Origin of the sequence: Rhizobium sp. N731 (assembly GCF_001664145.1) — a bacterium.
GTDB lineage: Bacteria > Pseudomonadota > Alphaproteobacteria > Rhizobiales > Rhizobiaceae > Rhizobium > Rhizobium esperanzae.
Window position 1 is genome coordinate 2136602 of record NZ_CP013601.1, and the last position, 24572, is coordinate 2161173.

The 24572-nt window shown below is 61.7% G+C and carries 20 protein-coding genes; 13 read left to right on the forward strand and 7 right to left on the reverse strand.

Translation table 11 applies throughout. The annotated features are described in order from the left end of the window. Positions 1-66: 66 nt before the first annotated feature. The 8 genes from ytfQ to AMK02_RS10595 all read left to right on the forward strand — a co-directional run bounded on the left by ytfQ (position 67) and on the right by AMK02_RS10595 (position 9752). A complete protein-coding gene (gene ytfQ / locus AMK02_RS10560; RefSeq protein ID WP_064802543.1) occupies positions 67-1029 on the forward strand; it encodes a galactofuranose ABC transporter, galactofuranose-binding protein YtfQ in 963 nt (320 codons plus the stop codon). A gap of 120 nt (positions 1030-1149) precedes the next feature. After that, positions 1150-2670: a galactofuranose ABC transporter, ATP-binding protein YtfR gene (gene ytfR / locus AMK02_RS10565; RefSeq protein WP_064802545.1), complete on the forward strand. Its 1521-nt coding sequence runs from the start codon at positions 1150-1152 to the stop codon at positions 2668-2670. Further along, a complete protein-coding gene (locus AMK02_RS10570) occupies positions 2667-3671 on the forward strand; it encodes an ABC transporter permease (RefSeq protein WP_064802547.1) in 1005 nt (334 codons plus the stop codon). The genes ytfR and AMK02_RS10570 overlap by 4 nt, the downstream gene beginning before the upstream one ends. 5 nt (positions 3672-3676) lie before the next feature. Further along, the gene (yjfF, locus tag AMK02_RS10575; protein WP_064802549.1) at positions 3677-4645 is read left to right on the forward strand and encodes a galactofuranose ABC transporter, permease protein YjfF; all 969 of its coding nucleotides are present in this window, start codon (positions 3677-3679) and stop codon (positions 4643-4645) included. A 16-nt stretch (positions 4646-4661) separates the two neighbouring features. Beyond that, the gene (locus AMK02_RS10580) at positions 4662-5447 is read left to right on the forward strand and encodes a FadR/GntR family transcriptional regulator (protein WP_064806131.1); all 786 of its coding nucleotides are present in this window, start codon (positions 4662-4664) and stop codon (positions 5445-5447) included. A 165-nt stretch (positions 5448-5612) separates the two neighbouring features. Continuing rightward, on the forward strand, positions 5613-6974 hold the full coding sequence (gene glmU, locus AMK02_RS10585; protein WP_064802551.1) for a bifunctional UDP-N-acetylglucosamine diphosphorylase/glucosamine-1-phosphate N-acetyltransferase GlmU: 1362 nt from the start codon (positions 5613-5615) through the stop codon (positions 6972-6974). A gap of 109 nt (positions 6975-7083) precedes the next feature. Further along, entirely contained in the window at positions 7084-8910 is a 1827-nt protein-coding gene (gene glmS, locus AMK02_RS10590; RefSeq protein WP_064802553.1) for a glutamine--fructose-6-phosphate transaminase (isomerizing), read from the forward strand. 134 nt (positions 8911-9044) lie between these two features. Next, positions 9045-9752 (forward strand): DUF502 domain-containing protein, encoded by a 708-nt coding sequence (locus AMK02_RS10595; RefSeq protein WP_064802555.1) that lies wholly within the window; start codon positions 9045-9047, stop codon positions 9750-9752. Here AMK02_RS10595 and recG read toward each other — a convergent pair. Continuing rightward, positions 9749-11854 carry an ATP-dependent DNA helicase RecG gene (recG, locus tag AMK02_RS10600; RefSeq protein WP_064802557.1) on the reverse strand — a complete coding sequence of 702 codons (2106 nt, stop codon included), beginning with the start codon at positions 11852-11854 and terminating at the stop codon, positions 9749-9751. The genes AMK02_RS10595 and recG overlap by 4 nt on opposite strands. A 92-nt stretch (positions 11855-11946) precedes the next feature. Between recG and AMK02_RS10605 the strand changes: the two genes are divergently transcribed. Genes AMK02_RS10605 through AMK02_RS10615 form a run of 3 tightly spaced genes read left to right on the forward strand, consistent with a single transcriptional unit; the run spans position 11947 to position 16235 of the window. Further along, the gene (locus AMK02_RS10605) at positions 11947-12252 is read left to right on the forward strand and encodes an FAD assembly factor SdhE (RefSeq protein WP_004680228.1); all 306 of its coding nucleotides are present in this window, start codon (positions 11947-11949) and stop codon (positions 12250-12252) included. Beyond that, positions 12249-15752 (forward strand): transcription-repair coupling factor, encoded by a 3504-nt coding sequence (mfd, locus tag AMK02_RS10610; RefSeq protein ID WP_064802559.1) that lies wholly within the window; start codon positions 12249-12251, stop codon positions 15750-15752. The genes AMK02_RS10605 and mfd overlap by 4 nt, the downstream gene beginning before the upstream one ends. Before the next feature lie 15 nt (positions 15753-15767). Further along, positions 15768-16235 carry an OsmC family protein gene (locus tag AMK02_RS10615; RefSeq protein ID WP_064802561.1) on the forward strand — a complete coding sequence of 156 codons (468 nt, stop codon included), beginning with the start codon at positions 15768-15770 and terminating at the stop codon, positions 16233-16235. Between the two features lie 15 nt (positions 16236-16250). On the opposite strand, the gene AMK02_RS10620 is transcribed toward AMK02_RS10615, so the two are convergent. From AMK02_RS10620 to AMK02_RS10630, 3 genes are read right to left on the reverse strand one after another with little or no spacing between them, the layout of a single operon-like run. After that, positions 16251-16808, reverse strand: coding sequence for a GrpB family protein (locus AMK02_RS10620; RefSeq protein WP_064802563.1), 558 nt, complete (start codon positions 16806-16808; stop codon positions 16251-16253). Positions 16809-16816: 8 nt separating this feature from the next. Beyond that, positions 16817-17488 (reverse strand): DsbA family oxidoreductase, encoded by a 672-nt coding sequence (locus AMK02_RS10625; protein WP_064802565.1) that lies wholly within the window; start codon positions 17486-17488, stop codon positions 16817-16819. A gap of 60 nt (positions 17489-17548) precedes the next feature. Beyond that, entirely contained in the window at positions 17549-19351 is a 1803-nt protein-coding gene (locus tag AMK02_RS10630; RefSeq protein WP_064802567.1) for an extracellular solute-binding protein, read from the reverse strand. Positions 19352-19638: 287 nt separating this feature from the next. Between AMK02_RS10630 and AMK02_RS10635 the strand changes: the two genes are divergently transcribed. Then, positions 19639-20301, forward strand: a complete 663-nt coding sequence (locus AMK02_RS10635) for an invasion associated locus B family protein (RefSeq protein WP_064802569.1) — start codon at positions 19639-19641, stop codon at positions 20299-20301. Between the two features lie 121 nt (positions 20302-20422). Here AMK02_RS10635 and hspQ read toward each other — a convergent pair whose 3' ends face one another. The 3 genes from hspQ to AMK02_RS10650 all read right to left on the reverse strand — a co-directional run bounded on the left by hspQ (position 20423) and on the right by AMK02_RS10650 (position 22736). After that, positions 20423-20752 (reverse strand): heat shock protein HspQ, encoded by a 330-nt coding sequence (gene hspQ, locus AMK02_RS10640; RefSeq protein WP_064802571.1) that lies wholly within the window; start codon positions 20750-20752, stop codon positions 20423-20425. Between the two features lie 157 nt (positions 20753-20909). Next, on the reverse strand, positions 20910-22319 hold the full coding sequence (glnA, locus tag AMK02_RS10645) for a type I glutamate--ammonia ligase (protein ID WP_064802573.1): 1410 nt from the start codon (positions 22317-22319) through the stop codon (positions 20910-20912). A 78-nt stretch (positions 22320-22397) separates the two neighbouring features. Continuing rightward, entirely contained in the window at positions 22398-22736 is a 339-nt protein-coding gene (locus AMK02_RS10650; protein WP_003539626.1) for a P-II family nitrogen regulator, read from the reverse strand. 344 nt (positions 22737-23080) lie between these two features. Here AMK02_RS10650 and AMK02_RS10655 point away from each other — a divergent pair, with 344 nt between their 5' ends. Next, positions 23081-24553, forward strand: a complete 1473-nt coding sequence (locus AMK02_RS10655) for a bifunctional ADP-dependent NAD(P)H-hydrate dehydratase/NAD(P)H-hydrate epimerase (RefSeq protein ID WP_064802575.1) — start codon at positions 23081-23083, stop codon at positions 24551-24553. Positions 24554-24572: the final 19 nt, after the last annotated feature.

The following is a 24572-nucleotide window of genomic DNA, read 5'->3' on the forward strand; positions in this document are numbered from 1 at the left end:
TGCCAAAAGTAATACTATATGATTTTTTGACCCTGCGCCGCGAAGGAGCGGCATTGGGAGGATATCATGAAATTGAAGACTGCACTTTTGAGTGCCACGGTTCTGGTCGCCTGCATGTTCGGTTCGGCTTCGGCCGGTGGCTTGACGGTCGGCTTCTCGCAGATCGGCTCGGAATCGGGCTGGCGTGCGGCTGAAACCACTGTCACCAAGGAACAGGCCAAGAAGCGCGGCATCGATCTGAAGTTTGCCGACGCGCAGCAGAAGCAGGAAAATCAGATCAAGGCTTTGCGCTCCTTCATTGCTCAGGGCGTTGATGCCATTCTGATCGCTCCGGTTGTCGAAACCGGCTGGGACGACGTTCTGAAGGAAGCCAAGGAAGCCAAGATCCCGGTCATCCTTCTCGACCGCACCATCAAGGCCCCCGACGATCTGTACCTGACGGCCGTCACGTCGGATCTCGTTCACGAAGGCAAGGTCGCAGGCGACTTCCTGGTGAAGACTGTCGGCGATAAGAAGTGCAACGTCGTCGAACTGCAGGGCACAACCGGCTCGTCGCCGGCGATCGCCCGCAAGAAGGGTTTCGAAGAAGCTCTTGCCGGCCATGACAACCTCAAGATCGTTCGTAGCCAGACCGGTGACTTCACCCGCACCAAGGGCAAGGAAGTCATGGAAAGCTTCCTGAAGGCCGAGAACGGCGGCAAGGATATCTGCGCTCTTTATGCCCATAACGACGACATGGCCGTCGGCGCCATTCAGGCGATCAAGGAAGCCGGCCTGAAGCCCGGTAAGGATATCCTCGTCGTCTCCATCGACGCCGTGCCCGATATCTTCAAGGCGATGTCCGAAGGCGAGTCCAATGCCACCGTCGAGCTGACGCCGAACATGGCTGGTCCGGCCTTCGACGCGCTCGATGCCTATCTGAAGGACAAGAAGGCTCCGCCGAAGTGGATTCAGACTGAGTCCAAGCTCTACACGCCTTCCGACGAGCCGATGAAGGTCTACGAAGAGAAGAAGGGTCAGGGCTACTGATTTGAACCTGGAACCGCACTGGCCCATCATGGGCCGGTGCGGAACTGCCGGTGCCGGATCGGGCGTCATGCCCGGTCTCGGCGCGGGCACACGGCGCAATATCAGGACACAGCAGCCCTCATGGTTCACAATAACGAGAATATTCTCGCAGCCTCGGCCATATCCAAGTTTTTTCCCGGCGCCGTCGCCTTGGACAAGGTGGATTTCACGCTGCGCCGCGGTGAGGTTCATGCGCTTCTCGGCGAGAACGGTGCCGGAAAATCAACGCTGATCAAGTGCATCACAGGCGCCTATCATCGCGACGGCGGCAGCATGGTGCTTGACGGCCAGGAAATCAATCCGGCCAACACGCTCGCCGCCCAGAAGCTGGGTATCGGCACCGTCTATCAGGAGGTCAACCTCCTCACCAATCTGAGTGTCGCCGAAAACCTGTTTCTCGGACGCCAGCCGAGGCGGTTCGGTATGACCGACGTGCGCGCGATGAACCGCAAGGCGCGCGAACTGCTCGCCGGCTACGGCATCGATATTGACGTCACCGCCGAACTCGGACGTTTCTCCGTCGCCGTCCAGCAGGTCGTCGCCATCGCCCGTGCCGTCGATCTCTCCGGCAAGGTGCTGATCCTCGACGAACCGACGGCCAGCCTCGACAACCAGGAAGTGGCGCTGCTCTTCCGGATCATTGAGGGCCTGAAGAAGCGCGGGCTCGGCATCGTCTTCATTACCCATTTCCTCGAGCAGGTTTATGCGATCAGCGACCGAATCACTGTGCTGCGCAACGGCAAGCTCGTCGGCACCCGCGATGCTGCCGAACTGCCGCGCCAGGGCCTGATTGCCATGATGCTCGGCCGGGAACTCGCCCAGGCCGAAGAGACGGTCGGGGAGCGCAGCATCGCAGCCGGCGAGGTCCGGTATCGTTTTTCCGGCTACGGCAAACGCGGCAAGGTCAAGCCCTTCGATCTCGATGTGCGCGCCGGTGAGGTGGTTGGCGTGGCCGGTCTGCTCGGTTCCGGGCGCACCGAAACCGCCGAATTGCTGTTCGGCATCGAACATGCCGACAGCGGCAGTGCGACGATCGATGGCCAGCCCGTCACCCTTTCCAGCCCGCGCGCTGCAATCGAAAAGGGTTTCGGCTTCTGCCCTGAGGACCGCAAGACCGATGGCATCGTCGGCGACCTGTCGATCCGGGAAAATATCGCGCTGGCGCTGCAGGCTCGCCGCGGCTGGACCCGACCACTGTCGCGCGCCGAGCAGAATGCGCTCGCCGACCGCTATATCAAGGCGCTCGACATCCGCACCACCGACCGCGAAAAGCCGATCCGGCTGCTCTCCGGCGGCAACCAGCAGAAGGCGATCCTCGCCCGCTGGCTGGCAACCAATCCGAAGTTTCTCATCCTCGACGAGCCAACTCGCGGCATCGATGTCGGCGCCCATGCCGAGATCATCCGGCTCATCGAACAGCTCTGCGCCGAAGGCATGTCTTTGATCGTAATTTCCTCGGAACTTGAAGAGCTTGTCGCCTATAGTTCACGTGTCATCGTGCTTCGCGACAGGCAGCATATCGCTGAACTCACGGGCGAGCGCATCACCGCCGCCGCTATCGTCGATGCCATCGCCGCCGCCGAGCACAAGGAGGAAGCATGAAATCCTCCCGGAATGCGCTGGCTTATCGCCTGGCGCCGCAGTTGATCGCTCTCCTGGTCATTCTTCTGTTGAATTTCATAACGTCACCGCAGTTTTTTAATGTGGTGGTTCAGAACGGACGCCTCTATGGCAGCCTGATCGACGTGCTCAATCGCGGCGCGCCGGTGGCTTTATTGGCGATCGGCATGACGCTGGTGATTGCCACCAAGGGCATCGATCTTTCCGTCGGCGCGGTCATCGCCATTTGCGGTGCCGTTGCCGCATCCTCGATTGTTTCGGGAAATTCAGTCGCTTATACGGTTCTCCTGACGTTAATGATCGGGCTTGCCTGCGGCGTTTGGAACGGCTTCCTGGTGGCAATCCTCAACATCCAGCCGATCATTGCCACTCTGGTGCTGATGGTGGCCGGCCGCGGCATCGCCCAGCTCATCACCGAGGGCGCCATCCTGACCTTCAACGATGACGGTTTGATCTTCTTCGGCAGCGGCTCCATGGCGCTCCTGCCGATGCCGGTCGTCATCTGGCTGCTCGTCGGCCTGCTCGTCATCCTGCTCGTTCGCCGCACGGCGCTCGGCATGCTGCTCGAGGCTGTCGGCGTCAACCGCCGTGCCAGCACGCTCTCCGGCATTCAGACGCCGGTGCTTCTGATGGCCGTCTATATGCTGAGCGGGCTCTGCGCCTCGATCGCGGGCATTATCGTCGCGGCCGACATCAAGGGCGCCGATGCCAATAATGCCGGTCTCTGGCTGGAGCTTGATGCCATCCTCGCCGTCGTCGTCGGCGGCAATTCGCTGCTCGGCGGACGGTTCAGTATTGTCGGGTCGCTGATCGGCGCGATGATCATCCAGGCGGTCAACACCGGCATCCTGTCCTCCGGATTTCCGCCCGAGTTCAACCTGATCATCAAGGCGGTCATCATCATCGTGATCCTCGTCATTCAGTCGCCGGCGGTGCAATCGCTCGCCATCTTCGCCAGCCGCCGGCAGGGCGGAAGGGAGTAGCCGAAATGAACTCCAAATATCTGCCGCTGCTTGCGACCATCGTCATCTTCGTGCTCGCCTATGCCGGCTGCACGCTGCAATATCCGAACATGCTATCGACGCGCGTCATCGGCAATCTTCTGACGGACAACGCCTTTCTCGGCATTGCCGCCGTCGGCATGACCTTCGTCATCATTTCCGGCGGCATCGACCTGTCGATCGGTTCGATCATCGCCTTCACCGGCGTCTTCCTCGCGGTGATCCTGCAGAACACCTCGATCCATCCGCTTCTTGCTTTCGCGCTCGTTCTCGTCATCACCACCGCCTTCGGCGCCATCATGGGCGCGATCATCCACTATCTCGAAATGCCGGCCTTCATCGTCACGCTTGCCGGCATGTTTCTGGCGCGCGGCATCGCTTTCGTGCTCTCGATCGACAGCATTCCGATCAACCACGACTACTATTCGACGCTGACGAGCCTCTATTGGCGGCTGCCCGGAGGCGGGCGGCTGACGCTGATCGGCGCCATCATGCTTCTCGTCTTCGCCGCCGGCATTTTCATTGCCCACCGCACCCGCTTCGGCACCAATGTCTATGCGCTCGGCGGCGGTCCGCAGACGGCGCGGCTGATGGGCGTACCGGTCGGCCGCACGACGATCCAGATCTATGCGCTGTCGGGTTTTCTCGCCGGCCTATCCGGAATCGTTTTTTCGCTGTACACCTCTGCTGGATATTCTCTTGCGGCGGTCGGCGTCGAACTCGACGCCATCGCGGCAGTCGTCATCGGAGGGACGCTGCTGACCGGAGGAGCTGGATTCGTGGCGGGAACCTTGATCGGTATCCTGATCCAGGGGCTCATTCAGACCTACATCACCTTCGACGGCACGCTGTCGAGTTGGTGGACGAAGATCCTGATCGGCCTTCTGCTGTTTGCATTCATCCTGATGCAGAAGGCGATCCTGTTCCTTTCCAGTCTGAACAAGAGGTATGCCTGAGGAGGAGACGGATCGCTTGCGCAACAAATTGATCGAGACACGCAAGACAGGGCGCCGGACCCGGACGAGCCATGCCCAGGTGGTCGACGAGCTCGGCAAGGCGATCGTCGCAGGCACCTATCCCGTCGGCTCGATCTTGCCGGGCGATACGGAACTGGCGCAACGCTTCAAGGTGTCGCGCACGGTCTTGCGCGAGACGATGAAGACGCTCGCCGCCAAGGGCATGGTCGTCGCCAAGGCGCGCGTCGGCACGCGTGTGACCGAGAAGAACCTCTGGAACATGTTCGACAGTGAGATTATCGCCTGGCACTTCGACAATGGTGTGACGGAAGAATTCCTGTTGCAGCTTTACGATATCCGCCTTGCCGTCGAACCCTTCGCCGCCGGCCTCGTCGCCGAGCGGGCCAATGCCGAGGAAATCGAGACGCTGCGCGGGCTGGCGGAGGAGATGGCGGCGAGAGACCATACGGCCGACAGCCTGGCGCTCGCCGACCTGCACTTTCACCTGGCGCTCGCCGAAGCCTCGCACAATCCGTTCATGCGCACCCTCGGCAGCCTTATCGAGGCGGCTCTCGTCGGCATGTTCCGCATCAGCACGCCGCCTTCCGAAAACGGATTTGCCAATATTGCCGAGACCCATATGCGCATCGTCGATGCCATCGCTTCCGGTGACAGCGCCGCCGCGCGCCGGGCGATGGAAGTCGTCATCCTGGACGGCCGCGATCATGTGCGCGAATCCTTTGCGGCCAGCGGCTCTCCTGATGTCATGGAGCCGCTTTCGCCGGAAATTTCACCTAAGTAAGGGCTTTGCCTGAGCTGTGACTTTGCCCTTCTTTGGAGACGCGCAAAGCACGCCAACGCACTTTCGATCCTTCCATCGCGGCTTCCGAAAATCGATTCCGATTTCAGGAATTATGCAGTATGAGGCAACAAAGCCGCCTCATGGCGCGGATTCGCGGAGCAGATCATGGAACGTACTTGCCTTGCCGTCATCCTAGCTGCCGGTGACAGCACGCGGATGAAATCCTCGAAATCGAAGGTGCTGCATCCGGTCGCCGGGCGGCCGATGATCGCCCATGTCGTCGAGGCAGTCGCCTCCGCCGGCATTTCCTCTGTTGCCCTTGTCGTCGGTCGCGACGCCGAGGAGGTGGCAAAGGCTGCAAGCATCGACGGTGTCGGCGTCGAATCCTATCTGCAGCAGCAGCGCCTCGGCACCGGCCATGCCGTGCTGGCGGCGCGCGAAGCGATCGGCAGGGGTTATGACGATATTCTCGTCACCTATGGCGATGTGCCGCTGCAGACCGACGGCCCGTTGAAAGCCGCCCGCCGGGGTCTTGCCGATGGCAGCGACATCGTCGTCATCGGTTTCCACACCGACCGCCCGACCGGTTACGGCCGCCTGCTTGTCAAGGACGGCGAACTCATCGCCATCCGCGAAGAGAAAGATGCGACCGATGCCGAGCGGGCTGTGACCTGGTGCAACAGCGGTCTGATGGCGATCAACGGCCGCAAGGCGCTCGACCTGCTCTCGCGCATCGGCAATTCCAATGCCAAGGGCGAATTCTATCTGACCGATCTCGTCGAGATCGCCCGCTCGCTCGGCGGTCGCGTCACCGCCGTCGATGCGCCTGAAATCGAGATGACCGGCTGCAACAACCGCGCCGAACTCGCCGTCATCGAGCGCTTCTGGCAGGAGCGCCGCCGCCGCGAGATGATGCTGGCGGGCGTCACCATGATCGCACCGGAAACGGTGTTCCTCTCCTACGATACGGTCATCGGCCAGGATGCGCTGATCGAGCCGAACGTGGTCTTCGGTCCCGGCGCGGTGATCGACAGCGGCGCAGTCATTCACGCCTTCTCGCATATCGAAGGCGCCCATGTCAGCGAGGGCGCGACCGTCGGTCCCTTCGCCCGGCTGCGGCCGGGGGCCGAACTCGCCAATGGTTCCAAGGTCGGCAATTTCTGCGAGGTCAAGAATGGCCGGATCGGTGAGGGCGCCAAGGTCAACCATCTCACCTATATCGGTGACGCCGTCGTCGGCGCCGGCAGCAATATCGGCGCCGGCACGATCACCTGCAACTATGACGGCGTCAACAAGAGCGAGACGGTGATCGGCGAAAACGCCTTCATCGGTTCCAACTCGTCGCTGGTCGCGCCGGTGACGATCGGCGACGGCGCCTATGTCGGCTCCGGCAGCGTCATCACCGCCAACGTCCCGGCCGATGCGCTGGCGCTCGGCCGCGCCCGCCAGGAGATCAAGCCCGGCCGCGCATCCTTGCTGCGCGAACGCGCGCTCGCCATCAAGGCGGCGAAGAAGGCCAAGGCTTGAGGCCGCTTTCCGTAACCGGCGGAAATTGAAAGTGACCGCCGAGGCGATTGAGAAATAAGCGAAAATCGTTAGGACTGGCCTCGTTGTCAGAGGCTCATGGGGACATTGCATGTGCGGAATTGTGGGGATCGTCGGAACTCAGCCTGTTGCCGGGCGCTTGGTCGATGCGCTGAAGCGTCTCGAATATCGCGGCTATGATTCCGCCGGTGTCGCCACCATCCATGAGGGCGTGATGGATCGCCGCCGCGCCGAAGGCAAGCTGTTCAATCTGGAAAAGCGCCTGGATGTAGAACCGCTGCCGGGTCTGGTCGGCATCGCCCATACGCGCTGGGCGACGCATGGCGTTCCGAACGAGACCAATGCCCATCCGCATTTCGTCGAAGGTGTCGCCGTCGTCCATAATGGCATCATCGAAAACTTCTCCGAGCTTCGCGACGAACTGACCGAGGAGGGCTCGGTCTTCGAAACCCAGACCGACACCGAGGTCGTCGCCCAGCTGATGGCGAAATATCTGCGCGAGGGCCTCGATCCGCGCGCCGCCATGCTGAAGATGCTGAACCGGGTGACCGGCGCCTATGCGCTGGCCGTCATGCTCAAGGCCGATCCGGGCACGATCATGGCCGCCCGTTCCGGCCCGCCGCTTGCCGTCGGCCATGGCCGCGGCGAGATGTTCCTCGGCTCGGACGCCATCGCGCTTTCGCCCTTTACCAACGAGATCACCTATCTCGTCGACGGCGACTGCGCCGTCATCACCCGCGATAGCGTCTCGGTCCTCGATTTCGCCGGCAAACCGGTCAAGCGCGCCCGCCGGATCTCGCAGGCGACCGCCTATGTCGTCGACAAGGGCAATCACCGACACTTCATGGAAAAAGAAATCTACGAGCAGCCGGAGGTCATCTCCCATGCGCTCAGCCATTATGTCGATTTCGCCGAGAACACGATCGGCGCCAATGCCGCGGCGATCGATTTCAAGGCGGTGAGCGGCTTGGCGATCTCGGCCTGCGGCACCGCCTATCTCGCCGGTCTCGTCGGCAAATACTGGTTCGAGCGTTATGCCCGTCTGCCGGTCGAGATCGACGTCGCGTCGGAATTCCGCTACCGCGAAATGCCGCTTTCGCCCTCGCAGGCAGCGCTCTTCATCTCGCAGTCCGGCGAAACCGCCGATACGCTGGCCTCGCTGCGTTATTGCCGCGACAACGGCCTGAAGATCGGCGCCGTCGTCAATGTCCGCGAATCGACGATCGCCCGCGAATCCGATGCCGTCTTCCCGATCATGGCAGGCCCGGAAATCGGCGTCGCCTCGACCAAGGCCTTCACGTGCCAGCTCGCCGTGCTGGCGTCGCTGGCGATCGGCGCCGGCAAAGCGCGCGGCACGGTGAGTGTCGAGGAGGAGAGGGCGCTGGTGCGCCATCTCGCCGAGATGCCGCGTATCATGAGCCGGGTGCTGAACCTCATCCAGCCGCATATGGAAAGCCTGTCGCGTGAGCTCTCCAAGTGCAAGGACGTCCTTTATCTCGGGCGCGGCACCAGCTTCCCGCTTGCCATGGAAGGCGCGCTGAAGCTCAAGGAAATCTCCTATATCCACGCTGAAGGCTATGCCGCCGGTGAGTTGAAGCACGGTCCGATCGCGCTGATCGACGAGAACATGCCGGTTATCGTCATTGCCCCCTACGACCGCTTCTTCGAAAAGACCGTTTCCAATATGCAGGAGGTCGCAGCCCGCGGCGGCCGCATCATTTTCATCACCGACGAGGCGGGTGCGGCGGCCTCCAAACTGCCGACCATGGCGACGATTGTTCTGCCTGTCGTCGACGAAATCATCGCGCCGATGATCTTTTCGCTGCCGATCCAGCTGCTCGCCTATCACACCGCCGTCTTCATGGGCACCGACGTCGATCAGCCCCGCAATCTGGCGAAATCCGTGACTGTGGAGTAAGCCGGCAAGGTCGGATCTCGGCGCCGAAACATATTGTGCGGCGCCTGGAATTCTGGCAATTTTACCAAATGGACAAGGGGGAAGGGTCGGCGTTCCGGCCCGTCCAGGACTGAGATGGAGTTCATCAGGAAACGATGGCCGACAACGCCCCCAGAATGCCGGTAGCGACCCGGCTGAGGAACAATTTTCTCGCAGGCCTGATCATCTGCGCGCCGATTGCGATTACCATCTGGCTGACCTGGACCTTCATCCACTGGTCGGACAGCTGGGTCAGGCCCTATATCCCGGCGCGTTGGAACCCCGAAAGCTATCTTAATTTCGCTATTCCCGGTTTCGGCCTGCTGATCGCCGTCGTGCTGATCACCGTCGTCGGCTTCCTCGGCAAAAACCTCATCGGCCAGAGCATCGTCCGTTTCGGCGAGTCGATCGTCCAGCGCATGCCGCTGGTGCGCACGATCTATAAAAGCGTGAAGCAGATTTTCGAAACCGTGCTGAAGGAGCAGGCGAACTCCTTCAAGAAGGTCGGCCTCATCGAATATCCGGGTCCCGGTCTCTGGGCGCTGGTCTTCATCGCCACCGACGCCAAGGGCGAGATCGCCTCGAAGTTCAACGCCATGGGTCAGGACATGGTGGCCGTCTTCCTGCCGCCGACGCCGGTGCCGACGGCCGGTTTCCTCATTTTCGTGCCGCGCGAAAAGATCGTCATGCTCGACATGAGCCCGGAAGATGCCGCCAAGTACCTGATATCAGGCGGCCTCGTGGCTCCCGAGCATAAGCCGTCCGAGCCGAAGCAGAAGCATTTGCCGCGGCCGAAGCCGGTAGCCGTTTCGAAAGCCGATTAACCAGCCCTCAGGAAGCGGATCGCCTCATCGCGGCGGAAGAGATAGAGCAGGGTGCGGATCGCCTGTCCTCTTTCGCTGGTCAGCTCCGGATCGCGCTCGATGAGATAGGCCGCATCCTTGCGGGCGATCTCGAGCAGGTCGGCATGCGCCTCGAGGCTGGCGATGCGGAAGCCTGGCGTGCCGGACTGGCGGGTGCCGAGCAATTCGCCTTCTCCGCGCAGCTTCAGGTCCTCCTCGGCGATACGGAAACCATCCTCCGTCTCCCGCATGATCGACAGTCTGGCATGACCGGTCTCGCCGAGCGGCCCCTTATAGAGCAGGATGCAGGTCGAAGCCTCGTCGCCGCGCCCGACCCGGCCGCGCAGCTGGTGCAGCTGCGCCAGGCCGAAGCGTTCCGCATGTTCGATCACCATGATCGTCGCGTCCGGCACGTCGACGCCGACCTCGACGACGGTGGTGGCGACGAGCAGCCGGGTCTCACCGTTCTTGAAGGCCATCATCGCCGCATCCTTCTCGGCACCGCCCATGCGGCCATGGATGAGACCGATATCGGGCCCGAGCGAGGAGACGAGTGTCGCATGCCGCTCTTCCGCCGACATCAGATCGAGCTCCTCGGATTCTTCGACCAGCGGGCAGATCCAGTAGGCCTTCTTGCCCTCGGCGATTGCGCTGCGCAGCCGCCCGACGATTTCGCCGGTGCGCTCCATCGGCACCGTGATCGTCTGGATCGGCTTGCGGCCGGCCGGTTTCTCGGTGAGCTTGGAAACATCCATATCGCCGAAGGCGGCCAGCACCAGGGTGCGCGGGATCGGCGTCGCGGTCATCACGAGCATATGCGGCGAGATGCCTTTGGCCGTCAGCCGCAGGCGCTGGTGAACGCCGAAGCGGTGCTGCTCGTCGACGACGGCGAGCATCAGATTGGCGTAAGTGACGATCTCCTGAAACAGCGCATGCGTGCCGATGATGATCTGCGCGGCACCGGAGGCGATGCGCTCCAGGATGTCTTCCCGCTCGCGTCCTTTGGTGCGCCCGGTTAGCACCTCGATGCCGAGGCCGGCGGAGGCGGCGAATTTCGAGATGGTCGCGTGGTGCTGCCGCGCCAGGATTTCGGTCGGCGCCATCAGCACGGCCTGGCCGCCGCTCTCGATCACCGCCGCCATCGCCATCAGCGCCACCAGCGTCTTGCCGGAGCCGACATCGCCCTGCAGGAGTCGCAGCATGCGCTCGTGACCGGCCATGTCCTTCAGAATTTCGGCGATCGCATCGTTCTGGCTTGATGTGAGGGAAAAGGGCAACGCCTTCATAATCTTGCTGCTGACCGCGCCGGTCGCATGCACCGGCCGGCCCGCCACTTTGCGAAGCCTCTGGCGCACCAGGCTGAGCGATAGCTGGCCGGCCAGGAATTCGTCATAGGCGAGCCGCCGGCGGGCAGGGGCCTGCGGGTCGATTTCGGCGGGGTCGCGCGGCTCATGCAGCATATGAAAGCTATCGCGGATCGACGGCAGCCCCTGCTTCTGCGTCAGCGTCAGGTCGATCCATTCCGGCATCTCCGGAAAGCGCGGCAAGGCGGCGTCGATGATCTTGCGCAGCGTTTTTGGCGAAAGCCCGGCCGTCAGCGGATAGATCGGCTCGACCAGCGGCAGGTTCTCCGCTTCCTCCGCTCTGACGATATAGTCGGGATGCACCATCGAGGCGCGGCCGTTGAACCAGTCGATCTTGCCGCTGACCGTCACCTCCGCATCGATGGGCAGCTGCTTTTCCAGCCACGCCGCCTGGCCGCGGAAGAAGACCAGCGTCAGCTCGCCGGTGTCGTCATGCAGGAAGACCCGATAGGGGACATTGCTTTTGCCGCGCGGTGGCACCTGATGCCGATCGACACGTGCGGTGATGGTGACGATCGCGCCCTGCGGCGCCTGGGCGATCCCCGGCTGGTTGCGGCGGTCGATCAGTGAGAAGGGGGCGTGAAACAAAAGGTCGATGACCCGGCAATCCTCCGGCGTCTCGCATCCGAGCAGCTTGACCAGCAGTTCGGCGATCTTCGGGCCGACGCCCGGAAGGCCCGAAATGGAGGAAAACAGCGGATCGAGAATGGCGGGGCGCATGCGGTCAAAATGCGATGAACAATGCGGCCTTGGCAAGGCTGACAAGCCGCTTTCCAGGGTCTATAGAGGCGCATCAACAGGAAGGTAATGCCATGACAGGTGTCACGCTCACGAGTGCCGGTCTCGACCCGCGCCGCCGCCGGATCCTTTTCCGCTGCTGGCATCGCGGCATCCGCGAGATGGATCTGGTCTTCGGCCAGTTCGCCGAAGCCGAGATCGCGACGCTTTCGGACGCCGAGCTCGACGAGTTCGAGACGATCATGGCCGAAGAGGATAATGACCTGGTCCGCTGGATCATGGGAACCTGGCCGGTGCCTGAGCGTTTTCAGACACCGATGTTTGCCCGCCTTGCCGCCTATACGCCCGATTTCGACAAGCCCCTCAGGACGCCGGAATGATCCCTGGTTTCGATGCGAAGAAGCTTGCGGCCATTGCCGAGCCGCTGACGATCGGCAATGTGCCTGCCGGCCTCGAACCGCTGCTGCTCGCCGAACTCGCCCGCACGGGAGAGCCGGTCGCCTACGTCATCTCCGACGGCCACCGCATGGCCGATCTCGAGCAGATGCTGGGTTTTGTCGCCCCCGACATTCCGGTTCTCACCCTACCGGCCTGGGACTGCCTGCCCTATGACCGCGTCTCGCCGAGCGCCGATACCTCGGCCCGCCGGCTTGCCGCACTCGGCGGCCTCATCGCCCACCGCAAAAAGCCGCATGCGGCCGTCGTGCTTGTCACCGCCAATGCCATGCTGCAGAAGGTGGCGCCGCAGGATGTCATTGAAAGCCTGAGCTTTTCGGCCCGTCCTGGCAACCAGCTGCGCATGGACGATTTGGCCGGGCGCCTGGAGCGCAACGGCTTCGACCGCGTTGCGACCGTTCGCGAGGTCGGCGAATATGCCGTGCGCGGCGGCATCCTGGACGTCTTCGTGCCAGGGTCGGAAGAGCCGGTCCGCCTCGATTTCTTCGGCGACACGCTGGAATCGATCCGCAGCTTCGATCCGGCGAGCCAGCGCACCACCGGCCAGGTGCGCTCGCTCGATCTCAATCCGATGAGCGAGGTGACGCTGACCCAGGATACGATCAGCCGCTTCCGCAAGAACTACCTCTCGGCTTTCGGCGCGACGACGCGCGATGATGCGCTTTATCTCGCCGTCTCCGAAGGTCGCCGTTATCCCGGCATGGAGCATTGGCTGCCGCTCTTCTACGAGAAGCTCGATACCGTCTTCGATTATCTCAGCGGTTTCCGTGTCGTCACCGACCACACGGTGCGTGAGGCGGCGGAGGAGCGCTCCAAGCTCGTCCTCGATTATTTCGACGCCCGCCTGAATTCCGGTCAGCCGGCCAAGGGCCACATGGCGCAGGGGACGCCCTACAAGCCGGTAACGCCGGGCCAGCTCTATCTCGACAGCAAGCTTTTCGCCAAAACCCTCGACGCGCTACGCGCGATCCGCGTCAGCCCCTTCAACGAGATCGAGGGCGAGGCGAGGCGGGTCGTCAATATCGAGGCCCGCCAGGGCCAGCGCTGGGCCCGCTCGAATGCCGAAGGCGGCGGTGACGCCGAACGCGTCAATATTTTCGACGTCGTCGTCAAGCACATCGCCGACCGGCGCGCCGGCGGGGCGAAGGTGCTGGTCACCGCCTGGACCGAAGGTTCGCTGGAGCGGCTGCTGCAGGTGCTGAACGAGCATGGCCTCGAAAAGGTCAAGCCGGTCGAGGCGCTGAAAGATCTCGCCACGCTGGGCAAAGGCGAGGCGGCCGCGGCCGTGCTCAATCTCGAATCCGGCTTCGAGGCCGGCGATCTCGTCGTCATCGGCGAGCAGGATATTCTCGGCGACCGCATGGTGCGCCGCTCCAAACGCCGCAAGCGCGCCGCCGATTTCATTGCCGAGGTCGCAGGCCTCGATGAAGGCTCGATCGTCGTCCATGCCGAACATGGCATTGGCCGCTTCATCGGGCTGAAGACCATAGAGGCGGCAGGCGCCCCGCATGCCTGCCTCGAACTGCAATATGCCGACGAGGCCAAACTCTTCCTGCCGGTCGAAAACATCGATCTGCTCTCGCGCTACGGCGGCGAGGGCACCGACGCCCAGCTCGACAAGCTCGGCGGCGGCGCCTGGCAGATGCGCAAGGCCAAGCTCAAGAAGCGGCTGCTCGATATGGCGGACGCACTGATCCGCATCGCCGCCGAGCGCCTGACTCGCCATGCGCCGGTTCTGACGACCCCGGATGGGCTTTACGACGAGTTTGCTGCCCGCTTCCCCTATGACGAAACCGAAGACCAGGACAATGCCATCGACGCGGTGCGTTCCGATCTCGGCGCTGGCCGGCCGATGGATCGCCTGGTCTGCGGTGACGTCGGCTTCGGCAAGACGGAGGTGGCGCTGCGCGCCGCCTTCGTCGCCGCGATGAACGGCGTCCAGGTTGCCGTCGTCGTGCCGACGACCTTGCTTGCCCGCCAGCATTTCAAGACTTTTTCCGAGCGGTTCCGTGGCCTGCCGGTGCGTGTCCAGCAGGCCTCCCGCCTTGTCGGCGCCAAGGATCTGGCGCTGACCAAGAAGGAAGTGGCCGAAGGCAAGACCGATATCGTCGTCGGCACCCATGCGCTGCTCGGCGCCGGCATCAAATTCGCCAATCTCGGCCTGCTGGTCATCGACGAGGAGCAGCATTTCGGCGTCAAGCACAAGGAGCGGCTGAAGGAGCTGAAGAGCGACGTGCACGTGCTGACGCTGTCGGCGACACCCATCCCGCGCACGCTGCAGCTTGCCATGACCGGGGTGCGCGAACTGTCGCTGATCACCACGCCGCCGGTTGACCGCATGGCGGTGCGCACCTTCATCTCGCCGTTCGACAGCCTTGTCATCCGCGAGACGCTGATGCGCGAGCACTATCGCGGCGGCCAGAGCTTCTATGTCTGCCCGAGGCTTGCCGACCTCGCCGATGTGCATGCCTTCCTGCAATCCGACGTGCCGGAGCTGAAGGTTGCCGTCGCCCATGGCCAGATGCCGGCCGGCGAACTGGAAGACATCATGAACGCCTTCTATGAAGGCCGCTACGATGTGCTGCTGTCGACAACCATCGTCGAATCCGGCCTCGATGTGCCGACAGCCAACACGCTGATCGTCCACCGCGCCGATATGTTCGGCCTTGCCCAGCTGTATCAGCTGCGCGGCCGCGTCGGCCGCTCGAAGGTGCGCGCTTTCGCGCTCTTCACCCTGCCTGTGAACAAGGTACTGACGGCGACGGCCGACCGCCGGCTGAAGGTGCTGCAGTCGCTCGATACGCTTGGCGCCGGCTTCCAGCTGGCGAGCCACGACCTCGATATCCGCGGCGCCGGCAACTTGCTCGGCGAGGAGCAGTCGGGTCACATCAAGGAAGTCGGCTTCGAACTCTATCAGCAGATGCTGGAAGAGGCAGTCGCCGAGGTCAAGGGTGTCGACGAGATCCACGACACCGGCTGGTCGCCGCAGATCTCGGTCGGAACGACGGTGATGATCCCGGAAGACTACGTGCCCGACCTGCATCTGCGCATGGCACTTTACCGCCGTCTCGGCGAACTGACCGAACTCAAGGAGATCGACGGCTTCGGCGCCGAGATGATCGACCGCTTCGGGCCGATGCCGATCGAAGTGCAGCATCTCCTGAAGATCGTCTACATCAAGTCGCTCTGCCGTACCGCCAATGTCGAAAAGCTCGATGCCGGCCCGAAGGGCGTGGTCGTGCAGTTCCGCAACAAGGAATTCCCCAACCCGGCAAACCTCGTCGGCTACATCGGCAAGCAGGGTACGATGGCGAAGATCCGCCCCGATCACAGCCTGTTCCTGACTCGCGACCTGCCGACACCGGAAAAACGCCTGCAGGGTGCTGCCGTGATCATGACGCAACTGGCCGAGATGGCGAAATAACGGAGCGAGACTGATATGGCGACATATGGCGCGACAATTGCCTGGGAACGACATGGCGAGACCTTCACCGACAACCGCTACAGCCGCGCCCATCGCTGGACCTTCGACAGCGGTATCGAGGTGAGGGCATCCTCATCCGCGCATGTCGTTCCGCTGCCTTATTCAGCCGAAGACGCAGTCGATCCGGAGGAAGCCTTCATTGCCTCGCTTTCGAGCTGTCACATGCTCTGGTTCCTCTCCCTTGCCGCCAAACAGGGCTTTTGTGTCGACAGCTACACCGATACCGCCGAGGGCGTGATGGAGAAGAATGCCGAAGGCCGTCTCGCCATGACTGTCGTGACGCTGAGGCCACACGTCGTCTTCAGCCGTGAAAAGCAGCCCGCTCTGGGCGAACTCGAAGCTCTGCATCATCGCGCCCACGACGAATGTTTCATCGCCAATTCGGTGAAGACCGAAGTGCGCTGTGTTCCGGTTCTGGGCTGAGTTAAAGTCGCGGCTTCAGTCGCCCGGTGGCTCCGACCAGCCAATCAGCTTTGCCCATTCATTGGCGCCGTCCATGATGATGTCGAATACCGGGTCCTTGATGTCGTAGTAGAAATCGACGTCCTCGGGGAAACGCTGGGCGAGCCGCTGTTTGATCAGCGCATAGGCGTTGGCTGCCGTCGGATGGGCGCGCAGGAAGTCTCGGCAGAGCAGGGAGTAGCGCTGATTGAAACGGCCTCTTTGCCGGATATGCAGATTGGCCGGGCGTCCTTTGCTGCGATAGAAGGCCTTGCGCAGTTCGCCTTCCGCCAGTTCAAGTCCCGGAGGGCAGTGGTCGATGGTGATGGGCCGGCGCTCGAAACCGGCCTGTTCGAATGCGTCGGCATCGACCTCGGCCAGATCGTTGACCGTAAGCTGGAGATCGATGATATCCTTGGCCGGAAGGCCGGGAATGGCCGTCGAGCCGATATGATGCAGATAAGCTCCGGCGGGTGCTGCGCCCATGAGGGCGCGCTTGAGCGCTGCGAAATCCTCGATCCAACTTTGTCGCGGCTGTTCGATCTCGATTCGCATCGATTGACTCAGTTCAATCCCGATCGCGCCTCGGCCTTTGCCTTTGCGATGTCGCGCAACGCGTTCGCCAGCACGTCAGGCGTCTGAGCGCCGCTGACGGCATACTGCTGGTCGAAGATGAAAAACGGCACGCCGTTGACGCCCATCTCCTGCGCGGCCTTGATTTCGGCGACGATCAGATCGCTATCGGCATTGGACGCAAGCAGCGAGGCGATGACCGAACGGTCGAGGCCGGCCTTCTCGGCGATGTCGAGCAGCACCGCATGGTCGCCGACATTGCGGCCTTCCTCGAAATTCGCCTTGAACAAGGCGGTGACGACCTTGTCCTGCTTCTCGCGGCCTTCGATCATCGCCCAGTGGATCAGCCGGTGGGCGTCGAGCGTGTTCGGGCCGATCTTGATCGCTTCGAAATCGAAGGCGATGCCGACCTCACGACCGTAATCGGTCAGCATCTTGTGCGCCTGCGCCACGCGCTCCTCGCCGCCGAGCTTCTCCGCCAGCGCCTTCTTCTGGTCGACACCTTCCTTGGGATAGTCGGGATTGAGCCGGTACGGCCGCCAGTTGATGTCGACGCCGATCTCGTCCTGCACTTCCGCAATGGCAAGCTCCAGCCGCGCCTTGCCGAGATAGCACCAGGGGCAGACGACATCCGAGACGACGTCGATGGTGATGCGCTCCATGATGATGTTCCTTCTGTGTGTCTCCGGGGGAGACATAGGTCCGAAGTTTTTCGGCCGCTTCTATTGGGCGCTTGTATCCCACCAAACCGGCAGCTGGTAGCCGTAAAGCGGTACCGCGTCGGGATGGCCGATGCGCTTGCTGCGCGCAACCCACTGCTGGTCCATATGATATAGCGGCAGGACGTAATGGCTGGATAGCAGCAGCCGGTCGTAGGAGCGCACCGCCGCGGTGAAATCTTCCGCAGAGCGTGCCCTCAGCAGATGGTCGATCAGCGTATCGAGATCGGGATCGTTGGCGCCGGCAAAACTATCGGTCCCCTCGCGGGTGCGTGCAGCCGAAGACCAGCGGCCGAGCTGCTCGTTTCCAGGTGATAGCGACGAGGTATAGGACTTCATGATCATGTCGTAATCGAAGCTGTTCGTCCGGCTCTGATACTGCGAATCATCGACAGTGCGAATCGAAGCCGCAATGCCGATCGTCTGCAGCGAACGCTGATAGGCGACGGCAAGCTTCTCCTGGTCGGCATTCTGCGTCATGATCTCGAAAGCGAGCTGGCGGCCGGAGGCGTCAAGCATCTTGCCACCCTGAATCGCATAGCCGCCCTGTTTCAGAAGCGCGACGGCCTGCTTCAGCACATTGCGGTCTCGTCCGGAACCGTCGGTGACCGGCAGCTTATAGATGCCCTCGAGAATTTCAGGCGCGATTTTGTCCTTGATCGGCCCGAGCAGCGCAAGCTCGGCCGCATTCGCGGGAACACCGAAGCTCGAGAGTTCCGAGTTCTGCCAGAAACTCTGCGTCCGCTTGTAGGCGCCGGAATAGAGATTCTTGTTCGCCCATTCGAAATCGAACACCAGCGACAGGCCTTCGCGCACCTTCGGATCGGCAAAGATCGGCCGGCGCGTGTTGAACACGAAGCCGAGCATGCCGCTTGGCAGTTTCGGTGTGAACACGTCCTTGATGACGGCCCCGGAGGTGGCGGCCGGGAAGTTATAGGCATTGGCCCAATGGCCGGGATTGCCGTCGGGATAGAGGTCGACATCGCCCTTCTTGAAGGCTTCGAACAGCGTCGTGTCCTGCAGGAAATACTGGACGGTGATCTGGTCGTAATTGTCAGTGCCAACCTTGGCCGGAATGTCCTTGCCCCAGTAGGTCGGATCGCGCTCATAGGTGATGCTCTCGCCGGGCTTCACCGTCTTCACCTTGTAGGGACCGGAACCGACCGGCGGCGTCAGGGACGTGCGGTCGAAGGTTTCCGGATCGACCGCGTGTTTCGGCAGCACCGGAAAAAGACCGAAAATCAGAGGCGTCTCGCGGTCTGCCTTGTCGTTGAAGGTGAAGCGTACGCTGTGCTCGCCGACCTTCTCCATCTTGGCGACGACGTTGATGCGGTTGGAGTAGGGCACGCGTCCCTTGTCGCGCATCAGTTCGAAGGTGAACATCACGTCCTCCGGCGTCACCGGCTGACCGTCGGACCACTTCGCTTTCGGATTGAGGTTGAACTGGATGAAGCTCCTGTCCTCATCCCATTCGACCGTTTCGGCAAGCAGGCCGTAAAGCGTGAAAGGTTCGTCCCGGGAGCGCTGCATCAGCGATTCGTAGACGAGGTTTCCATATTCCGGATCCCACATGCCGCGCGCCGTCGTGCGCATGCTCTTCAGGATGAACGGGTTGAGATTGTCGAAGGTGCCGACGACGCCATAGGTGATCTTGCCGCCTTTCTTCACGTCGGGATTGACGTAGGGAAAGTGCTTATAGTCAGGCGGCAAGGCCGGCTCGCCATGCATCGCGATGCCGTGCAGCGGCTCGGCGGCGACGGTGCCGCATAGCAAGGAGAGGACGAGGGGGACGATGATCCGGAGCATTCGGCAATCCTTGATCCGCGAAAAATAAGTGCATGATTCATCGCGAGATTAGCATGGGGTCGACTAATTCCAACACGCAGGCGCGATTTCTTTGGCCTGCCGATGAAATTGACTCTAAAATTGCCAAAGAAAAGCTGGATATCTTGAACGCTGCGATGTAACAGGTGAACCCGAAGTTTCGGGGTCATGCATTTGCCTTATTTTTCCATGAGGTGGAGTGCCGAACGACCCGATGGTTGGGGCAGCACGTCGCTGCTCCGAACGGATATCAGGAGACGGAATTCGTTATGATGTTCAAGTCTGAAAAGAAAATGCGGGCAGCACTGTCCGTTCTGGCAGTGGTGTTCGGCGCTTCGGCACCGGTCTCCTCCTTCGCACAGGATGCGGCGGCGCAGGCTCCGGCCGATGCCCCGGCACAGGCCGCTGGCGCGCCGAAGCTCGGCTGGTACAAGACCTGCAGCAAGCAGGAAGACAACGACATCTGCGTCGTCCAGAACCTGATTCTCGCCAATGGCGGCCAGCTCGTCACGGCTGTCGGCCTGATTTCGGTCACCGGCAAGATCAACCGCAAGCTCCTGCAGGTCTCCGTTCCCACGGCACGCCTCATTCCTCCGGGCATCAGCATGCAGATCGACGGCGGCAAGGGCCAGAAGCTCGATTATGCCGTCTGCCTGCCGGACAAGTGCACCGCTGAAATTCCGCTGACCGACGCGATGATCGCCAGCCTCAAGAAGGGCAGCGACGTGATCTTCACCTCGATCAACTTCCGCCGCGCGCCGAACCCGATCAAGATCTCGCTCGAAGGCTTCACCGGCGCTTACGACGGCGAACCGGTTTCCGAATCCAAGCTCGCCGAAAGCCAGCGCAGCCTGCAGGAAGGCATGCAGAAGAAGGCTGAAGAGGCTCGCAAGAAGCTGGAAGACGCTCAGAAGGCTGCCAAGGCTCAGTAATCTAGCCGACAGGCTTGAACAAAAAACCCGGCTTCGTGCCGGTTTTTTTGTTTCTCGCCAAGAAAAAGGCCTCGCCGGGAGATGCGAGGCCTCGTTTCATCGATCGGCGTGTCTGATCTTATTAGTGGGCGAAGCTCATCTTGGGTTTGAACTGCCCGGACGGAGCCTGATCGAAAATCTGGTAGATCTGCGGGTTGCGAAGCGGCGTGCCGCTTTCGTCATTCACCAGGTTCTGCTCGGAGACATAGGCGACATATTCGCTTTCGTCGTTTTCGGCGAGCAGATGGTAGAAGGGCTGGTCCTTGCTCGGGCGCACTTCGGCGGGAATGGAGTTCCACCATTCCTCGGTATTCGCGAATTCCGGATCGACATCGAAGATGACGCCGCGAAACGGAAAAACCTTGTGCCGGACCACTTCGCCGATACTGAACTTTGCTAGTCTTTCTTTCATGGTACGACTTCCTTTCATCACCAAATTTGGTGATTGGTGCGGTGCAAATCAAGAATTTTGCACCAGCGCGTCACATGAACGTCATATCCTCCTTCTGCCGTTCATGACCGGGGAGGTAAAAGTCCCGGCGAACCGGGACTTTCCGCGTGGCGGCCGATCAGGCCGAATAATACATGTCGTATTCGACAGGATGCGGCGTCATTTCGAAACGCATCACCTCTGCCATTTTCAGCTCGATGAAGGCATCGATCTGGTCGTCGTCGAAGACGCCGCCGGCGGTCAGGAACTTGCGATCCTTGTCGAGGCTTTCGAGCGCTTCGCGCAACGAACCGCAGACGGTCGGGATCTTCTTCAGTTCCTTCGGCGGCAGATCGTAGAGATCCTTGTCCATGGCCTTGCCGGGATGGATCTTGTTCTTGATGCCGTCGAGGCCGGCCATCAGCATGGCGGCGAAGGCGAGATAGGGGTTGGCGGTCGGATCCGGGAAGCGGACTTCGACGCGCTTGGCCTTCGGGTTGGAGCCGAACGGAATGCGGCAGGAGGCTGACCGGTTGCGGGCCGAATAGGCGAGCAGAACGGGCGCCTCATAACCCGGGACTAGACGCTTGTAGGAGTTCGTCGACGGATTGGTGAAGGCATTGATCGCCTTGGCGTGCTTGATGATGCCGCCGATATAGAACAGGCAGGTCTCGGAGAGGCCGGCATATTCGTCGCCGGCAAACGTCGGCTTGCCGCCCTTCCAGATCGACTGGTGCACGTGCATTCCCGAGCCATTGTCGCCGAAGATCGGCTTCGGCATGAAGGTCGCCGTCTTGCCGTAGGCGTTCGCCACCTGGTGCACGACGTATTTGTAGATCTGCATCTTGTCGGCGTTACGCACCAACGTGTCGAACTTGATGCCGAGTTCGTGCTGGGCGGCGGCGACTTCATGGTGATGCTTTTCGACGACGACGCCCATTTCCGAGAGCACCGTCAGCATTTCCGAACGCATGTCCTGGGCGCTGTCGACCGGGGGAACCGGGAAATAGCCGCCCTTGACGCGGGGGCGATGGCCGAGGTTGCCGGTTTCATAATCGGTGTCGTCGTTCGACGGGAGTTCGGTCGAATCGAGCTTGAAGCCGGTATTGTAGGGATCGGCCTTGTACTTGACGTCGTCGAAGACGAAGAATTCGGCTTCCGGGCCGACGAAGATCGTGTCCCCAATGCCGGAGGCCTTGAGATAGGCTTCAGCCTTCTTGGCGGTGCCGCGCGGATCGCGGTTATAGGCCTCGCCGGAGACCGGATCGAGAATGTCGCAGACGATGACCATGGTCGACTGGGCGAAGAATGGATCCATATGCACCGTTTCGGTATCGGGCATCAGCACCATGTCGGACTCGTTGATGGCCTTCCAGCCGCCGATCGAGGAGCCGTCGAACATCACGCCGTCGGCGAACATGTCTTCGTCGACGACGGCAACATCCATCGTCACATGCTGCAACTTGCCCTTCGGATCGGTGAAGCGCAGATCGACGAACTTCACGTCGTTTTCCTGGATCTGCTTCAGAATTTCGCTTGCGGTCGCCATTAAATACCTTCCTCCAATTAGCAATGACAATAGGTGGGCGCGGTGACGGTATCGGACTTTGCGCGGTAGGCAAAGTGGTCAGATGGCATCGATGCCGGTCTCGCCGGTGCGGATGCGGATAACCTCTTCGACATTGGAGACGAAGATCTTTCCGTCGCCGATGCGGCCGGTCTGAGCCGCCTTGCGGATCGCGTCGATGACCGCCTCGGCGTTTTCGTCGGCCAGCACCACCTCGACTTTCACCTTCGGCAGGAAATCGACGACGTATTCGGCACCGCGGTAGAGTTCCGTGTGGCCCTTCTGACGACCGAAGCCCTTGGCTTCCGTGACTGTGATACCCTGCAGGCCGACTTCCTGAAGGGCTTCCTTCACTTCGTCCAGCTTGAAGGGCTTAATGATCGCTTCGATCTTTTTCATGAGAAAATGTCTCTCCGCTTCTCCTGTTATGGCAGGGATGTTCCCGCTCGCGGATATGATGCAGATATCGTGCCAGTTTGAAATCCGTCTTATCGAAAAAAGACGTCGATTTTGTCGAAACCGGCGCGTCTGCGGGGAATTTAATGTCGATTTGGTGACGAGGGGGGTGGAAAAACGTCGGCTATCGGAGAAAAATCGGCCGAAAACCGGAAAAGTCAGGTTTTCCTTCGATTGCAAAACCAAGTTGCGAGTCGATTAAAATATAAGCAAGTGCACAAATTTAGATCTCTTTCGCTTCTCTCCAGACGGTTGTTTTTTGTGCGTTTTTTGAATTGAATAGGCTGATGAGCAAACATCTCTCCGAGCTTCTGGTGACGCCTGCCGAAATGAGCGCCATCGATGCTGCCGCAGCTGCCTCCGGAATCGATTCCTTCGGCCTGATGGAAGGGGCAGGGGCCGCCGCCGCTGCTGCCGCGCTCAGGCTTCATTCTGGGGCGCTGCGGTTCGTCGTGCTCTGCGGCCCCGGCAACAACGGGGGCGACGCCTATGTCGCGGCAAGGTATCTCCTGGAGGCCGGAGCGACCGTGGCGCTTTTTCATCTCGGCGATCCCGCAAAGCTGAGAGGCGATGCCGCCCGCGCTCGGGCCGGCTGCGCATTGCAGGGCCAAGAACTCGGCCGCTATCTGCCGGAAGCCGGCGACGTCGTCATCGACGGTCTGTTCGGAGCAGGCCTCGGGCGCGCGGTGCCGGCCGATGTGGCTGCCTTGACCAAGCGTGTCGCCGAGGCCGGTATTGCGGTGCTCGCCATCGATCTGCCCTCAGGCGTCGATGGCCGCACCGGCAAGGTGCTGGGTGCTGCCTTCCAGGCTCGCAATACCATCACCTTCATGACCCGCAAGCCCGGCCATCTCCTGATGCCGGGCAGGGAGCTTTGCGGCGAGTTGGAAGTCTTCGACATCGGCATTCCCGCCCGGATCATCCGGGCTGAGGCGGGCGGCGCCATCGCCGAGAACACACCTGACGCCTGGAAGGGCGTGCTGCCGGCCGAGCAGCTGGAAACCCACAAATACAAGCGCGGCCATCTGGTTGTTTTTTCGGGCGAGGCCGACAAGACCGGGGCTGCCCGCATGTCGGCCGTCTCCGGCCTGAAGGCCGGCGCCGGCCTGGTAACGATCGCCGCCCCCGGCGCAGCGATGGCCGCCAATGCCGCGCAACTCACAGCCGTCATGCTGCATGCAGTCGACGACGCGGCGGATCTGACAGAGTGGCTGTCCGACAAGCGGCTGCAGACTTTCGTCCTCGGTCCCGGCTTCGGTGTCGGCGCGAGAGCCCGCGGCTTCGTCACCGCGCTTGCCGATCGCCGACTCGTGCTCGATGCCGACGGCATCTCTTCGTTCAAGGACGATCCGCAACAGCTTTTTGACCTTTTCCAAGGCGAGCCGCGTCTGGTGCTGACGCCGCACGAGGGTGAATTTTCGCGGCTCTTTCCGGATATTGGCGACGACGAAACGCTGGGGAAGGTAGACAAGGCGGTGGCGGCCGCCCGCCGGGCCAATTCCGCGATCGTCTACAAGGGCGCCGATACCGTAATCGCCTCGCCGGACGGGTGCGCGCTCATCAATACCAATGCGCCTGTCTGGCTTGCCACGGCAGGTTCCGGCGATGTGCTTGCCGGCATCATCGGCGGATTGCTCGCCCAGGGCCTGCCGACTTTTGAAGCTGCGGCCGCCGCCGTCTGGCTGCACGGAGAGGCTGGCCAGCGCGCCGGCAAGGGGCTGACGGCGGAAGAGCTTGCAGCCGAGGTGTTGCCGCTTTAGCCCGGGCTAAGTCTCAATC